The organism is Xanthobacter sp. (assembly GCF_041911315.1).
GTDB classification, from domain to species: domain Bacteria; phylum Pseudomonadota; class Alphaproteobacteria; order Rhizobiales; family Xanthobacteraceae; genus Xanthobacter; species Xanthobacter aminoxidans.
The window spans coordinates 145,594-159,533 of record NZ_JAYRPE010000021.1 but is presented as its reverse complement, the minus strand read 5'-3'; the positions used below and the strand labels follow the sequence as shown (position 1 = coordinate 159,533).

The window sequence follows — 13,940 nt, the reverse complement described above, 5'->3', positions numbered from 1 at the left end:
CCATGGCGAGCATCGAGGCGAAGACCGGACCGATGACCCACAGCCGCCTGCCCCGGCGCGGCCTCTCCCGCCATGCCCGCCTCGCGCTGGTGTGGCTGGTGCTGGCGGCGGTGCCCTTCGTGGTGCCCAATGCCTACTGGATCTCGCTCGCCAACCTCGCCCTCATCAATCTGGTGCTGATCGCCTCCCTCAACCTGCTGATGGGCTATGGCGGACAGATCTCCCTTGCCCACGCCGGCTTCTTCGGCCTCGGCGCCTATGCCAGTGGCATCCTCAACGTGCGCTACGGCGTGCCGCCCTGGGCGGGACTGCCGGCCGCCGCCATCGTGGCAGGCCTCGGCGCGCTCCTCATCGGCATTCCGGCATTGCGCCTGCGCGGGCACTATCTCGCCATGGCGACGCTAGGGTGGAACGCCATCCTCGTCGTCTTCTTCACCCAATTGGTGGGGCTCACCGGCGGCCCCAACGGCCTCCTCGGAGTCGAGCCTTTCTCGATCTTCGGCCATGCGCTGGACACCGAGGCGAAGGCCTTCCCGCTGGCGTGGGCAGTGGCCTTCTTCGTGATGCTCGCCATCTCCAATCTTCTCGCCTCGCGCATCGGCCGCAGCATTCGCGCGGTGGCGACCAACGAGCTGGGCGCGCAATCGCTGGGCATCGACAGCTTCCGCACCAAGCTCGCCGTGTTCGTGCTCAGCGCTGGCATGGCCGGCATCGCCGGCAGCCTCTATGTCCACATCAACCAGTATGCCTCGCCGGAGACCTTCGGCATCGCGCCGTCCATCATGCTCCTCGTGATGGTCGCCATCGGCGGCGCGGGCACCTTCTACGGGCCGATGCTGGGCGCGCTGATCTACACGGCCGTGCCGCAGATCCTGCTCGACTATGAGGATGCCGAGCTGATGCTGTTCGGCCTCGGCCTTCTGGTGGTGCTGATCCTCTTCCCCCGCGGCCTCGCAGGCATACCCGCGGCGCTCGCCGGCCTTGTGCGCAGGAGGCGGGCATGAACACGCCGCGCAGGACCGGCGATCTTCTGGAGGTCGAAGGCCTCACCTGCCGCTTCGCTGGCGTCACCGCCGTGGACGATCTCTCCTTCCGCGTGAAGGCCGGGGAGATCAAGGCGGTGATCGGCCCCAATGGCGCCGGCAAGTCCACGCTGTTCAACATGATCGCCGGCGTCACCCGCCCCACCGACGGCACTATCAAGTTCGACGGCGCACGCATCGACCGCCTGCCGACCCACGCGCGCGCCCGGCTCGGCATCGCCCGCACCTTCCAGAACCTGCAGATCTTCCGCGAGATGAGCGTGCTGGAGAACGTCATGGTGGGCCGCCATCTGCGCGGCCGCGCCACCACCCTGTCCGCCCTCCTCCACCTCCCGGCCGTGGGCGCCGAGGAGCGGGCGATGGAGGCCACCGCCATGGCCCTGCTGGAGCGCTTCGGCCTCGCCGCCAAGGCCACCGTGCCGGCGGGATCGCTGGCCTTCGGGCAGATGAAGGTGCTGGAGCTGGCCCGCGCCCTCGCCTCCGAACCGCGCCTCCTGCTGCTGGACGAGCCCGCCGCCGGCCTGCCCCACGCCGAGGCGGACAAGATGGCCGAGACCATCCGCGACCTGAACCGCGACGGCATGACCGTGCTGCTGGTGGAGCACAACATGCGCATGGTCATGTCGCTCTCCCACGACATTCTGGTGCTCAACAACGGCCGGCGCATCGCCGAGGGCACGGCGGAAGACGTCCGTCGCCATCCGGAGGTGCTCTCCGCCTATCTCGGCGAGGAGGCAGCCGATGCTTGAGGTGGAAGGCCTCGTCGCCGGCTATGGCGGCACCGAAGTTCTGCACGCGGTTTCCCTGAAGGTGGCGCGCGGGCAGTCCGTCTGCCTCATCGGCGCCAACGGCGCGGGCAAGACCACGCTGCTGCGCACCCTCGCCGGCCTCATCCGACCCACGGCGGGGCGCATCGTCTTCGACGGGGCGGACATCACCAATCTCTCCACCTCGGCGCGGCTCTCGCGCGGGCTGGCGCTGGTGCCGGAGGGGCGCCGGGTATTCGCGCCCATGACGGTAGAGGAGAATCTGGAAATGGGCGCCTTCCGCCGGCTGTGGCCGCGCCGGGCGCAGGGCGTTTCTGCCGACCGCGACATGGTGTTCACGCTCTTCCCGCGCCTCGCCGAGCGGCGGCGGCAGGCGGCGGGGCTGCTCTCCGGCGGCGAGCAGCAGATGCTCGCCATCGGCCGCGCCCTCATGGGCCGCCCGCGCCTGCTCCTTTTGGACGAGCCCTCCATGGGCCTCGCGCCTAAGGTGGTGCAGGAGATTTTCGCCACCATCCGCCGCCTCAATGCCGAGGGCATGTCCCTCCTCATCGCCGAGCAGAATGCGAGCATGGCCCTGCGCAGCGCTGCCCATGGCTATGTCCTCGCGGAGGGGGCCGTCGTGCGCGACGGCGCAGGCGCCGACCTGCTCCATGACGACGGCGTGCGCGCCGCCTATCTCGGCCTGTGAGTTTTCGGAAATCCCATGCCGCATACCCTCATCGATCCCGCGCTCGAAGCCGAATACGCCCTGCGCCGTCGGCATCCCGAGCGCGAGAGCGTCTATGACGGCCATCGCCGCCTCGGCGCCGCGCTGCGCGCCACCGGCGCCTGGCGGCTGGACCAGCGCTATGGACCCGGCCCGCGCTGCTTGCTGGATGTCTTCCCGGCGGGCGAAGGGGCGCCGGTGCTGTTCTTCATCCATGGCGGCTACTGGCGGGCGCTGGACAAGTCCGATGTCTCCTTCATCGCCGGCCCCTCGATCGCCGCCGGGGTGACGCTGGTGGCACCGGCCTATGATCTGGTGCCCGGCGTGCGCGTCGCCGATATCCTGGACGAGATGCGCCTCGCGCTGCGCTGGGTTGTGGACCATCTGGCCCCGTCCCGCATCGTGGTGGCCGGCCATTCGGCGGGCGGGCAGCTCGCGGCCATGCTGGCGCTCGATCAGGCGGAGCGGGGCGACGGCCCCATCTGCGCCCTCGCCGGGCTTTCCGGCGTGTATGACCTGCGCCCCCTGCGACACACCTCCATCAATGCCGACCTCCGCCTCACCGCGCCGGAAGCGGCGGCGATGAGCCCGCTGCTGCGCCTCGGCGACCTTCCACCTAGCGCCCGACTGATGCCTCTCCTCTGCGCCGTGGGCGGGGACGAGACGGACGGCTTCAAGCGCTGGAGCCGCGATTTCGCCGAGCTGTGGGGCGCGCGCGGTGGCGCCGTGCAGCGCATGGAGCCGGCGCGTCGCAACCATTTCACCCTGCTCGATCCCCTGGCCGATGGCGCCGATCCGCTCACCCGCGCGATCCTCGCCCTCGCCCGCTCTCCGGAGGCCTGAATGCCCGCCCTTTCCGCCGTGCTCGCCACTTCTGCCGACGCCGCCTTGCCCTACAGCCCCGCCGTGCTGGCGAGCGGCCCGGTGCGCACGCTCTACATTTCGGGACAGGTGGGTATCGATGCCTCCGGGCAGGTGCCGGCGGATTTCGAGGGGCAGGTGCGCGCCGCCTTCGCCAATCTGGAGGCGGTGCTTGCGGCGGCCGGCATGGGGCTCGGCGACCTCGCCAAGGTCACGGCCTATCTCATCGATCCCGCCGACTATGCCGGCTACGGGGCGCTGCGCACGGAGCTGCTCAAGGGCCACAAGCCCGCCTCGACCCTAGTCATCGCCGCAGCGCTTGCCCGCCCCGAATGGCGGTTTGAGATCGAGGCCGTGGCGGTCGCTGCCGCCTGACCGTCAGGCCGAAATCCCCTGCCGAAGGGCCAGGAGCGCCAGCGCGATATCCGACTGGACGCCGAGCTTGGCGCGGATCTGGGAGCGGATGTTGGCCACCGTCTTGGGGCTGAGGTTCAGGGTCTCGGCGATGTCGTCGGTGCCCTTGTCGGCGAGGAGCAGCCGCAGCACCTCGAACTCGCGCGGGCTCAGCACCTCGGCGACAGATGGGGTCTCTTTGAGGCGGGAGAGCGCGAGCTCGTGGTCGATATCCGGGCTCAGCGCCATGCGGCCGGCGAGCACGTCCCGCACCGCGCCGATCAGCACCTCCGGCGGGCTGCTCTTGGTGACGTAGCCCAGCGCCCCAGCGCGGATGGCCTGTACCGCGAAGGCGGCGTTCTGGTGCATGGTGAAGACGAGGATGCGCGCCGCACCGTCCCATTGCCGGATGCGCCGGATGGCTTCCACGCCGCCGAAGCCGGGCAGGGACAGATCCATCACCACCAGATCAGGCCGCGCCTGCTTGAACAGCCGGTAGGCCTCTGCCCCCTCCCCCGCCTCTGCCACCACGGCGAGGCCGGGCTGGCGGTCCAAAAGGGCGCGGTAGCCTTCGCGCACCACGGCGTGGTCGTCCACAAGCATGATACGTTGGGTCATGATGCTGCCTCCCCGACCGGGAGTGGGAGCTTCGCGCGCAGCAGAAGGCCACCGCCGGGGGCGGTCCCGATGGAGAGTTCGCCCCCCATGGCGGCCACGCGCTCGCGCATGCCGAGCAGACCGAAGCCGTCCACCGCCGGTGCCGGGGAACCCCGGCCGTCGTCCTCCACGGTGAGCGTGACGACATCACCAGCCGGACCCGTCTCACGCGCAAGGATCAGCCGCACGCTGGAGGCACCGGCGTGCTTCGCGGCATTGGTGATGGCCTCCTGCGCGATCCGGTAGAGGCCGGCGGCGAAGGTCGGCTCCAGCGGGTCGAGCCGGCCGGTCACATCCAGACTGAAGCGGGTCGTGGCGCCGAGCCGGCCGTTCCAGCCCGTAACCAGCCCTTCGAGGCTGGCGACGAGGCCCAGTTCCTCCACCTCCGGTGGCCGCAGGCGCAGGAGCGCGCCGCGCAGGGCCTGCATCATGGATTGGGCGGTGCGGCCGATGCTTTGACACTCGGGAACCAGCGCCGGGCAATCGCGCGCCGCCGTCTGGCCGGCGAGTGCCGCCACCGCGCCGATGGCGGCGAGGCTCTGGCCGAATTCGTCGTGCAGCTCGCGGGCGAGCGCCCGCCGCTCCTCGTCCTGCACCGCGATCAGCCGCCGGGTGAGGCTGCGGCTCTCCGCCAGCGCCGCCTGAAGCCGCGCCGCCAGCGCATTGAACACCTGCCCCACCGCCGACAGCTCGGCGAGATCGAAGGCCGGCATGCGGGTGGAGAGGTCGCCCCGCGTCAGGCGATCGAGCCCCTCGCCGATGATGCGGGTGGGCCGCAGCGCCCGCGCCAAGGCGAGATAGACCAGCGCGCACAGCACCAACAACATGGCTGCTACCAGCCCGGCGAGGCGGCTCACCTCGCGCCACGCCCGCCCCGCCTGCGTTTCCGGGGCGAGGGTGACGGTGACAACGCCTTCCGCCGCCCCGCCCACCGCCACCATGCGCTCAGCCGTGCCCCGCGCTCCGAACAGGCGGTCATAAAGGCGCTGAAACAGCTCCGGCGTGCTCCCGTCGTCCGGCTCGGCGGCGCTGCACAGGCGCTGCAAGCCCTCGGTGCCAGCGGGACGGAAGGCGATGCACAGGCCCGGCGCCATCAAGGCCGGCGCGAGGCGCTGGAGATCGGGGAACACCCCCGGCGCGCCGCGCACCCATTGCATCTGCTGGCGCTGGAACGCGAGATCGCGGGCCATCAGATCGGCGATACGGGCCACCTGCGCCTCGCCCGCACGCGCACCGTCGAAGAGCAGCCAGCCCACCGCCCCGACGAGGCACAGCGCCATCAGCGCGGCGATCTGGAGGGTAAGCCGGAGCTTGAGGTCGAGCCGGGAACGGGTCATCGGTTCACTCGCAGGCGGGCACCGGGGCGGCCACGATGCCGGTGCAGGACCTTAGGGACGTGGGCGCGCGGGCGGAAGATCGCCGCCGCACGTCGGGAAATCTTCCCGGCTCCCGGCGTGAACCCGTCTCTGGCCGGAGGGCGGTGTCGGCGGCACGCTCAGGCCATCAGACCGGAGACACGACCATGGCGCTGCGCCCCTTCCCGCTCCTGCCCGCTCTCGCCGTTCTCGGCACACTCCAGAGCGGCGCCGCCGCTGGCGGGGAGGCGCGCGGCGTGGCGATCATCGATTTCACCTACAGCGACTCCTCCGGCGAGCCGCGCGACCAGACCGCCGAGCATCAGGCGCGACTGAAGGCCTTCATGGCCGCCCTCGCCACCGACCTGGCCTCCGGCGGGCGCCTGCGCGTGGTGATGCCGGACTGCGATCCCGCCCCCTGCACGCTCACGGCCGGCGCGGTGCCGGAGCTGGCCGAGGCGGCGAAACAGGCCGGCGCCGACCTGCTCGTGGTCGGCGGCATCCACAAGATGAGTACGCTGGTGCAGATGGCCAAGGTGGAGGTGGTCGCGGTGAACGCCGGCCGTGTGGTGTTCCAGAAGCTCTACACCTTCCGGGGCGACAATGACGAAGCATGGCGCCGCGCGGAATCCTTCATCGCCGGCCAGATCCTCACCGTGCCGCAGGATTGATCCGGGCTCCCGAATGGCCCCGGCAGCCGTCCTTTGCGGCACGCGCCATGCTGCTCGGGCAGGAGATGTTCAAGCACGGCCTTGACCACTAATGTCCGCGGCTCTGCATTGGGAGGAGCCGATCGTGGAACTCAGACCGTTCAATTACAGCCTTCCACCTTCGCTTCGCACCTCGGCCGTGGCGGGTGCTCTGGTAGCGGGTGCGCTGCTTGTCTCGGCGGTGGCGCAGGCCGAGGTGCCGGCCAAGGTCGTCGAACAGCTCGGCGCGCCGGCGTCGATCAGCACGGGCTTCGGGCCGCTGACCTTTAAGGACGGCGTGCCGACGGCCGAGACGGCCGAGAAGACCTACGACATCCTCGATTTCAATCAGGCGCTCGCCGCCTACAACAACAGCTTTCGCGGCGCCTCGGCGCTGGCCCTCGTCAAGGGCTTCGAGAGCATCGGCGCCAAGCCCGGCGATGTCGTCATCTTCTCGAAGCTGATGGATTCCCATTCGCTGTTCCTGACGGCCAACGCCGACACGGTCTACTACCTGACCGGCCTCGACCTGAGCAAAGGCCCGGTCGTGGTCGAGCAGCCCTCCGACGCGGTGGGCACCATCAACGACATGTGGTTCTCGTGGATCATCGACATCGGCGGGCCGGGGCCGGATCGCGGGCTCGGCGGCAAGTACCTGATCGTCGGGCCGGACTATGATGGGCCCCTGCCGGAAGGCGGCTATTTCATCGGGCGCTCGAAGACCAACTTCGCGCTCTATGCGGCGCGGGCCTACCTGAAGGACAACGACCCCAAGCCCGCTGTCGAGAACATCAGGAAGACCATGAAGGTCTATCCCTACCAGCCGGGCACCTACGGTTCGAGCCTCGCGCAGGCGCTGGACGGGAAGGTCCGCATCGCCCCCGAGCCCAAGATCCCCGAGACCAAGTTCATCGAGGGCAGCGGCCTGTCGTTCAACACGATCCCGCCCAGCGACATCGGCTTCTTCGAGCTGATCAACGAGAACGTCCAGATGCAGCCGGCGACCAGCTACGACGTGGAGCTGGCCGGCCAGCTCGCCGCCATCGGCATCGTCCATGGCAAGCCGTTCAATCCCGATGCGCGGATGAAGAAAATCCTGTCGGACGCGGCAGCCTTCGGGCAGGCGACCGGGCGGGCACTCAACTGGCGCTATGCGATGAAGCACCCGGACTGGGCCTACTACAAGGACTCCAGATGGGGCAGCATGCTGTGGCAGGGCGGCGCCTTCTTCGAGACGCCCCCGCCCGTCTTCGAGGCGGGCGTATTCAAGCCCCTGCCGCCGACCGGCGCGCGGACGCTCGATTCCCGCACGGCCTTCTATTACGGCTACACGCTTGATTCCCCCGGCATGATCATGCGCGTCCCGGGCATCGGCTCGCAGTATCTAATGAGCTTCCTCGATCCCGAGGGGAATCCCTTCGACGGCGCGAAGACCTACAAGGTGGTGCTGCCGCCGCACATCCCGGCGGCGGCCTTCTGGTCGCTCACGCTCTACGACAACCAGACCCGCTCGATGCTGCAGACGCCCCAGAACTATCCCCGCGCCGGCAGCCAGGGCTATCCCTCCCCAGCGGCCGAGGCGGCGGCGGACGGCACGACCACCATCTGGTTCGGGCCGACCCAGCCCCAGGGCGTCGCGCGCGCCAACTGGATCCAGACCATGCCCGGCAAGGGCTGGTTCACGATCCTGCGTCTCTACAGCCCGCTGCCGTCCTTCTTCGACAAGAGCTGGCGGGTGGGCGAGATCGAGGCCGTGAAGTAACCACTTTGGCCCGGGGGCGCCCTGCCTCCCGGGCCGGTTTCCAACCCATGGCGGTCTCAGCGCCCGCGCTGGTCCCAGCGGCCGCCCATGGTGTTCACGAGGTGGACGTAGTCGAACAGGTCGCTCAGCATGAAGTGCCGGTTCTCGATGGTGGTCATGTGCGCCACCGTGTGCGGGTCGCCTTCGAGATAGCGGAAGGCCGTGGCGCGGAACTGCTCCGGCAGGGCCAGATTGAACGGCGAGGGCTGGGTCAGCATGCGGCAGATCTGGTCGAACAGCAGGCGGAAGCGCTCGTCCTCCGGGTCCATGTAGACATCCCCGAAGTCCGCCTTGTAGCGCCCGAAGAGCGCGAGATAGTCGTCGGCGTCCGGCTTTTGCTGCATCGGGCTTCCTCCCTTGGCTCTTCCGCCAGGGCGCAAACAAGTTCGATGCCAGACGCCACCGCTTCGCACGCGAGGGACACCAGGTCGCGGCCTGTCGCGTACCTGTCGCGGGCCCTGCCCCGCCCGCGCATTCGGGGACTTGGGTGAAAAGCGCTATGCTCCCCTGCGAGAAAATGCCATTGAGGATCAACCTGTCGGCAAGCTCGGGATGCGCCTTTGAATACCGCGTTGAGGGAGAGTGAGCGGCTCAAGGCGCTAGCCAGCTTCAACATGCTGGACAGCCCGAGGGAGCGGGATTTCGACGAGATTGCCGAATTGACCTCGCGCATCTGCGAAACGCCGATCGCCGTCGTGAACTTCATCTCCGACCATCGTCAGTTCTTCAAGGCCGAGGTGGGCCTGGGGGTCCGCGAGACGCCCCTGGACAGCTCGTTCTGCGCCAAGGCGATCCTGGAACAAGAGTTTCTTCTCGTTCCTGACGCGACCCTGGACCCGCGCTTTGCCTGCAATCCCCTGGTCACGGGGGAGCCGAACCTGCGCTTCTATGCAGGCGCGTTGCTGAAGACCACCGAAGGCCATGCCATCGGCACCCTGTGCGTCTTGGATTACCGGCCCCGGCAGCTTTCCCAGCTTCAGCAGGACACCCTCAAGGTGCTCGCCCGTCAGGTGATGCGGCAGCTGGAGCTCCGGCAGGCCCTGCGCGAGCGTGACGAAGCGCAGAAGCAGCAGGCCGTCCTGAATGCCGAGATCACCCACCGGATGAAGAATACGCTGGCCATGGTTCAGGCCATTGCGACCCAGACGCTCCGGGGCGTGCAGGAGCGCGATGCCGTCGAGGCCCTCTGCCGGCGGATCGCGGCCATGGGCATCGCGCACGACCAGTTGCTCCAGCAGGACTGGATGGCCGCCTCCATGATGAGCGTCGTGCGACCGATGCTCGAACTTCATGGGGACGACGGCCGCATCGCGACATCCGGCCCCGACATCGAACTCGGTCCCAAGACCACGCTCTCGCTCTCCCTGCTCCTTCACGAGCTGGCGACGAACGCGGCCAAGCATGGGGCGCTGTCCGTACCCGGCGGCAAGGTCGACCTGTCGTGGACGATCGACGAAGAGGCCGGCGAGCCGACGCTTCGGATGACCTGGCAGGAGTTGGGTGGCCCGATGGTGAACGAGCCCGGCCGGCGAAGCTTCGGGTCTCTTCTGATCGAGATGGGACTGCTCGGGAAGGGCGGCGTCGTGAAGGAGTGGATGCCGTCCGGGCTGGTGGCGCGGTTCGAAGCGCGCATGGCGGACGTTCAAAGACGCTGAGACCGCCCGCGGACGAGTCGAGGCCGCGACGCGGCCGCCGCCTGAGCCTTACGAGAGCAAGCGCCCCACCAGCACGCCAGCTGCCGCAGCGGAAGCGGCGATGGTCAGCGTCTCCGCCGTGGCACGCACGATGGAGCGCTTGCCCACGATGCCTCGGCCAACGCCGAGCGCCACCAGCAGCGCCGTCGTCAGCACCAGCGAGACGATCCGCGCCTGATCCATGGGCAGGAAGGCGAAGGGCAGCACCGGGGTGAAGCCGGCGAACAGGTCCGAGACGAACATCCAGAAGGCGTGCGAGGTCGGGCTGGCGCCGTCGTCCGCCTCGTCGAGTTCGGAGCGCAGGCCGAGGGTGGCGCGCGGCGCGCGCTTCAGCGCCTCCGCCACATGCGCCACGTCCGCCGCCGCCATGCCGCCGCGGGTGAGGGCCGCCGCGACGGTCTCCACCTGCGCCGCCGCTTCCGTCGCATCCACCGGCCCGTTGCGCCGGGCGCGGCGGGCGTCGCGCACCGATTCCGCATCGAGATAGCTGCCCGCCATCATGGAGACGGCTGCTGCCGCCGCACCGGTGGCGCCGGCGATCAGCACCGCGCGGGGATCGTTGGTGCTCATGGCCACGCCGAAGACGAGGCCGAAGATGGAGACGGTGCCGTCCTCCATGCCGAACACCACATCGCCGATGGACGCCTTGAGCGAGGCAACGACGCGCGACGGCAGCGACATGATGCGTTTCTCCAGCCCGATCCTGACAGCCTCGCTGCTCATGACACGACCGGCAAGCTGACGAAAGGACATTCCAATTCCTTGAGCGTTCCTTTCCGGAATGAAAGCCGACTGAAAGCTGAAAGGGTTTATCCGTGTTGGCGTGGAGAAGCCGGCCATCTCATAAGCGCCGCAGGTCCACCACCAGGAAACGCGGGCGCAGGGCGCCCTCACGGGAAGGGCATCACATGCTGAAATCCTCTGCTCGCATCCTTGCGCGCGGCCGCCTGAAGGCGCTCGCCGGCGCGGCCGTCATCGCCGCCGGCCTGCTCGGCCCGGTTGCCGCCCATGCCGAGAAGCTGACCATCATCGTCGGCGGCATGGAAAAGCAGATCTACCTGCCCGCCGCCCTCACCAATGCGCTCGGCTACTTCAAGGATGAAGGCCTCGAGGTGGAGCTCATCAACTCCCGCGCCGGTGTCGAGGCGGAAAACGAACTGCTCGCCGGCGCCGTGCAGGGCGTGGTGGGCTTCTACGACCACACCATCGATCTTCAGGCCAAGGGCAAGTTCATCACCTCCGTGGTGCAGTTCAGCCAGGCGCCCGGCGAAGTGCAGATGGTCGCGACCAAATATGCCGACCAGATCAAGTCTCCGGCCGACTTCAAGGGCCACACGCTGGGCGTGACCGGCCTCGGCTCCTCCACGGACTTCCTGACCCGCTATCTCGCCTTCAAGGGCGGCCTGAAGCCGGGCGACTATTCCCTGCTGCCGGTGGGCGCGGGCAATACCTTCATCGCTGCCATGAAGCAGGACCAGATCCAGTCCGGCATGACCACCGAGCCGACCATCGGCCAGCTGGTGAAGATGGGCGTCGCCAAGATCCTCATCGACATGCGCACGCCGGAGAAGACGGTGGCGGCCCTCGGCGGCCTCTATCCGGCCGCCTCCTTCTACGTGCAGGCGAGCTGGCTGGAGAGCCATCCCGCCGAGGCGCAGAAGCTCGCCAATGCCTTCGTGCGCACCATGCGCTTCATCGCCAGCCACTCGGCGGCGGAGATCGCGGAGAAGATGCCGAAGGACTATTACGTCGGCGACAAGGACCTCTACATTCAGGGTCTGGCCGAGGGTAAGGCGCAGTTCACGCCGGACGGCCGCATGCCCGCCGGTGGTCCCGAGACGGTGCTGAAGGTGCTGCAGGCCTTCTCCAAGAACGTGCAGGGCAAGGCCATCGACCTGTCCAAGACCTACACCACCACCTACGTGGACAACGCCGCCAAAACGCTCGGCAACTGAGCCTCGGCACCTGACGCTCGTCTGCTGACCCCGGCGCTGCGGCCTCGTCGCGGCGCCCCTCATCACACCCCGAAAGAATTGAGGTCGCCGCGCCCCGCGCCGGCGGCGGGAGGAAACGCATGTCCCTTCAGACCCTCGATCCCGCCCGCCCGGCGGTGATCCCCGGCGCGATCGCTGCCGCCGGCCTCGGCCCGGCCATCGAGCTCGACAACGTCACCCGCCGGTTCCTGACGCCCGACGGCAAGTCCATGACGGCGCTGCGGGACTTCAACATGAGCGTGGACCGCGGCGAGTTCGCCTGCGTGGTCGGCCCCACCGGCTGCGGCAAGTCCACCACGCTCAACCTCGTCACCGGCCTCGCCAAGCCCAGCGCCGGCGAGGTGCGGGTGATGGGCCAGCCGGTCAACGGCATCCACAAGGACGTGGGCTTCGTGTTCCAGGCGGATGCGCTGTTCCCCTGGCGCTCGGTGCTCGACAACGTGGCCGCCGGCCCGCTCTATCGCGGCCTGCCCAAGTCCGTGGCCTACGAGAAGGCGCGCGACTGGATCGCCCGCGTGGGCCTCGCCCGCTTCGAGAGCCATTATCCACACCAGCTTTCCGGTGGCATGAGGAAGCGCGTGGCGCTGGCGCAGACCTTCATCAACGAGCCGAAAATCCTGCTCATGGACGAGCCCTTCTCGGCCCTCGACGTGCAGACCCGCACCAACATGCAGGACGAGTTGCTCACCCTGTGGTCCGGCTCCGGCGCGTCCGTGGTGTTCGTCACCCACGACCTGGAAGAGGCCGTTGCCCTCGCCGACAAGGTGTATGTGCTCACCGCCGGCCCGGCCACGGTGAAGAGCGTCTACACCATCGACCTGCCGCGCCCGCGGGTGATGGCGGAAATCCGCTACGACGCCGCCTTCGTCGAGCGCTGCCGCACCATCTGGGACGACCTGCGCGAAGAAGTGCAGATCGGCCAGCAGCGCACCCTCGACACCGGCCACTGAACGGGAGGAACGACCAATGACCATGCAGGCAGACGCCGCTTCCGCCCCCTTCGCCGCCGCCCGCGCGGTGCCCACCGAAGCCGAGATCGAGGCCAAGGCCCGCGCCCGGCTGAAGGCCCGCCGCGCCCTCGTCATCTCGCTGCGCATCGCCATTCTCGTCGCCGTGCTCGGCATCTGGGAGATCGGCGCCCTCACCGGCTTCATCGATCCGTTCTTCTTCGCCAGCCCCTCCGGCATCGCCGAGCAGATCTGGGTGTGGATGACGGAAGGCACCTCGCAGGGCCCGCTCTGGGTGCAGATCATGGTGACGCTGGAGGAAACCATCCTCGGCTTCTTCATCGGCGCCGTGGGCGGCATCGTGTGCGGCATCGTTCTCGGTCGCAACAAGCTCTTGGCGGACGTGTTCTCCATCTACATCAAGATCGCCAATTCCATCCCGCGCGTGGTGCTCGGCTCCATCTTCATCATCGCGCTGGGTCTCGGCATGGCGTCCAAGGTGGCGCTGGCGGTGGTGATGGTGTTCTTCGTGGTGTTCGCCAATGCCTTCCAGGGCGTGCGCGAGGCCGACCGCGCCATGATCGCCAACGCCCAGATCCTCGGTGCCTCGCCCTTCCAGATCACCACCTCGGTCATCATCCCCTCGGCCATGAGCTGGATCCTGGCCTCGCTCCACGTCTCCTTCGGCTTCGCGCTGGTGGGCGCGGTGGTGGGCGAGTTCCTCGGCGCCAAGCAGGGCGTGGGTCTCCTGATCGCCACCGCGCAGGGCGCGTTCAACGCCAACGGCGTGTTCGCGGCCATGATCATCCTCGCGGTGGTGGCGCTGGTGATGGAATTCCTCATCACGCTGGTGGAGAACCGTCTCGTGAAGTGGCGCCCGGTGCCCTACAGCGAGCAGAACTGAGGGCTTGATCCCTCACGCACGACGGCCCCGGACAAACCTCCGGGGCCGTCGCCGTTTGCGTTCCCCGGACAAGCGACGGCGCAGCCGGAGCGCCGAGCCGGGGACCAGCGCGAGACTCCCGCGCAGCGG

General features: G+C 68.7%; 15 protein-coding genes. 11 read left to right on the top strand and 4 right to left on the bottom strand.

Annotation, left to right across the window (positions count from 1 at the left end; translation table 11 throughout):
- Positions 1 to 2 precede the first annotated feature (2 nt).
- The 5 genes from ACE3QW_RS07830 to ACE3QW_RS07810 are packed head-to-tail and all read left to right on the top strand — an operon-like array spanning position 3 to position 3,752.
- The gene (locus tag ACE3QW_RS07830) at positions 3 to 1,004 is read left to right on the top strand and encodes a branched-chain amino acid ABC transporter permease (protein ID WP_374251083.1); all 1,002 of its coding nucleotides are present in this window, start codon (positions 3 to 5) and stop codon (positions 1,002 to 1,004) included.
- On the top strand, positions 1,001 to 1,792 hold the full coding sequence (locus ACE3QW_RS07825; protein WP_374251082.1) for an ABC transporter ATP-binding protein: 792 nt from the start codon (positions 1,001 to 1,003) through the stop codon (positions 1,790 to 1,792). Before ACE3QW_RS07830 ends, ACE3QW_RS07825 begins: the two co-directional genes overlap by 4 nt.
- Positions 1,785 to 2,498 carry an ABC transporter ATP-binding protein gene (locus ACE3QW_RS07820; RefSeq protein WP_374251081.1) on the top strand — a complete coding sequence of 238 codons (714 nt, stop codon included), beginning with the start codon at positions 1,785 to 1,787 and terminating at the stop codon, positions 2,496 to 2,498. Before ACE3QW_RS07825 ends, ACE3QW_RS07820 begins: the two co-directional genes overlap by 8 nt.
- A gap of 15 nt (positions 2,499 to 2,513) precedes the next feature.
- On the top strand, positions 2,514 to 3,359 hold the full coding sequence (locus ACE3QW_RS07815; RefSeq protein ID WP_374251080.1) for an alpha/beta hydrolase: 846 nt from the start codon (positions 2,514 to 2,516) through the stop codon (positions 3,357 to 3,359).
- A complete protein-coding gene (locus tag ACE3QW_RS07810) occupies positions 3,360 to 3,752 on the top strand; it encodes a RidA family protein (RefSeq protein WP_374251078.1) in 393 nt (130 codons plus the stop codon).
- 3 nt (positions 3,753 to 3,755) lie between these two features.
- On the opposite strand, the gene ACE3QW_RS07805 is transcribed toward ACE3QW_RS07810, so the two are convergent.
- Both ACE3QW_RS07805 and ACE3QW_RS07800 read right to left on the bottom strand, forming a co-directional pair.
- Positions 3,756 to 4,388 carry a response regulator gene (locus tag ACE3QW_RS07805; protein WP_374251077.1) on the bottom strand — a complete coding sequence of 211 codons (633 nt, stop codon included), beginning with the start codon at positions 4,386 to 4,388 and terminating at the stop codon, positions 3,756 to 3,758.
- On the bottom strand, positions 4,385 to 5,764 hold the full coding sequence (locus ACE3QW_RS07800) for a histidine kinase (protein WP_374251075.1): 1,380 nt from the start codon (positions 5,762 to 5,764) through the stop codon (positions 4,385 to 4,387). The genes ACE3QW_RS07805 and ACE3QW_RS07800 overlap by 4 nt, the downstream gene beginning before the upstream one ends.
- A gap of 185 nt (positions 5,765 to 5,949) precedes the next feature.
- Between ACE3QW_RS07800 and ACE3QW_RS07795 the strand changes: the two genes are divergently transcribed.
- Positions 5,950 to 6,453, top strand: a complete 504-nt coding sequence (locus tag ACE3QW_RS07795; protein ID WP_374251073.1) for a DUF2380 domain-containing protein — start codon at positions 5,950 to 5,952, stop codon at positions 6,451 to 6,453.
- Positions 6,454 to 6,577: 124 nt separating this feature from the next.
- Positions 6,578 to 8,233, top strand: a complete 1,656-nt coding sequence (locus ACE3QW_RS07790; RefSeq protein ID WP_374251072.1) for a DUF1254 domain-containing protein — start codon at positions 6,578 to 6,580, stop codon at positions 8,231 to 8,233.
- 56 nt (positions 8,234 to 8,289) lie between these two features.
- Here ACE3QW_RS07790 and ACE3QW_RS07785 read toward each other — a convergent pair whose 3' ends face one another.
- Entirely contained in the window at positions 8,290 to 8,616 is a 327-nt protein-coding gene (locus ACE3QW_RS07785) for a hypothetical protein (RefSeq protein WP_250166073.1), read from the bottom strand.
- 216 nt (positions 8,617 to 8,832) lie between these two features.
- Between ACE3QW_RS07785 and ACE3QW_RS07780 the strand changes: the two genes are divergently transcribed.
- Complete coding sequence (locus tag ACE3QW_RS07780) at positions 8,833 to 9,927, top strand: HWE histidine kinase domain-containing protein (RefSeq protein WP_374251071.1); 1,095 nt, start codon at positions 8,833 to 8,835, stop codon at positions 9,925 to 9,927.
- A 48-nt stretch (positions 9,928 to 9,975) separates the two neighbouring features.
- On the opposite strand, the gene ACE3QW_RS07775 is transcribed toward ACE3QW_RS07780, so the two are convergent.
- Positions 9,976 to 10,719: a VIT1/CCC1 transporter family protein gene (locus tag ACE3QW_RS07775; protein ID WP_374251070.1), complete on the bottom strand. Its 744-nt coding sequence runs from the start codon at positions 10,717 to 10,719 to the stop codon at positions 9,976 to 9,978.
- 155 nt (positions 10,720 to 10,874) lie between these two features.
- Here ACE3QW_RS07775 and ACE3QW_RS07770 point away from each other — a divergent pair, with 155 nt between their 5' ends.
- From ACE3QW_RS07770 to ACE3QW_RS07760, 3 genes are all read left to right on the top strand, one after another.
- Positions 10,875 to 11,921 (top strand): ABC transporter substrate-binding protein, encoded by a 1,047-nt coding sequence (locus tag ACE3QW_RS07770; RefSeq protein ID WP_374251069.1) that lies wholly within the window; start codon positions 10,875 to 10,877, stop codon positions 11,919 to 11,921.
- Positions 11,922 to 12,040: 119 nt separating this feature from the next.
- Positions 12,041 to 12,910, top strand: coding sequence for an ABC transporter ATP-binding protein (locus ACE3QW_RS07765; RefSeq protein ID WP_245279386.1), 870 nt, complete (start codon positions 12,041 to 12,043; stop codon positions 12,908 to 12,910).
- Positions 12,911 to 12,926: 16 nt separating this feature from the next.
- Positions 12,927 to 13,811, top strand: coding sequence for an ABC transporter permease subunit (locus ACE3QW_RS07760; protein ID WP_024279382.1), 885 nt, complete (start codon positions 12,927 to 12,929; stop codon positions 13,809 to 13,811).
- The last annotated feature ends 129 nt before the right edge of the window (positions 13,812 to 13,940 follow it).

Bases quoted from the DNA above. Each gene is read 5' to 3' on its own strand.
- ACE3QW_RS07830 (WP_374251083.1), top strand. From the start codon at position 3: ATGGCGAGCATCGAGGCGAAGACCGGACCGATGACCCACAGCCGCCTG.
- ACE3QW_RS07825 (WP_374251082.1), top strand. From the start codon at position 1,001: ATGAACACGCCGCGCAGGACCGGCGATCTTCTGGAGGTCGAAGGCCTC.
- ACE3QW_RS07820 (WP_374251081.1), top strand. From the start codon at position 1,785: ATGCTTGAGGTGGAAGGCCTCGTCGCCGGCTATGGCGGCACCGAAGTT.
- ACE3QW_RS07815 (WP_374251080.1), top strand. From the start codon at position 2,514: ATGCCGCATACCCTCATCGATCCCGCGCTCGAAGCCGAATACGCCCTG.
- ACE3QW_RS07810 (WP_374251078.1), top strand. From the start codon at position 3,360: ATGCCCGCCCTTTCCGCCGTGCTCGCCACTTCTGCCGACGCCGCCTTG.
- ACE3QW_RS07805 (WP_374251077.1), bottom strand. From the start codon at position 4,388: ATGACCCAACGTATCATGCTTGTGGACGACCACGCCGTGGTGCGCGAA.
- ACE3QW_RS07800 (WP_374251075.1), bottom strand. From the start codon at position 5,764: ATGACCCGTTCCCGGCTCGACCTCAAGCTCCGGCTTACCCTCCAGATC.
- ACE3QW_RS07795 (WP_374251073.1), top strand. From the start codon at position 5,950: ATGGCGCTGCGCCCCTTCCCGCTCCTGCCCGCTCTCGCCGTTCTCGGC.
- ACE3QW_RS07785 (WP_250166073.1), bottom strand. From the start codon at position 8,616: ATGCAGCAAAAGCCGGACGCCGACGACTATCTCGCGCTCTTCGGGCGC.
- ACE3QW_RS07775 (WP_374251070.1), bottom strand. From the start codon at position 10,719: ATGTCCTTTCGTCAGCTTGCCGGTCGTGTCATGAGCAGCGAGGCTGTC.
- ACE3QW_RS07770 (WP_374251069.1), top strand. From the start codon at position 10,875: ATGCTGAAATCCTCTGCTCGCATCCTTGCGCGCGGCCGCCTGAAGGCG.
- ACE3QW_RS07765 (WP_245279386.1), top strand. From the start codon at position 12,041: ATGTCCCTTCAGACCCTCGATCCCGCCCGCCCGGCGGTGATCCCCGGC.
- ACE3QW_RS07760 (WP_024279382.1), top strand. From the start codon at position 12,927: ATGACCATGCAGGCAGACGCCGCTTCCGCCCCCTTCGCCGCCGCCCGC.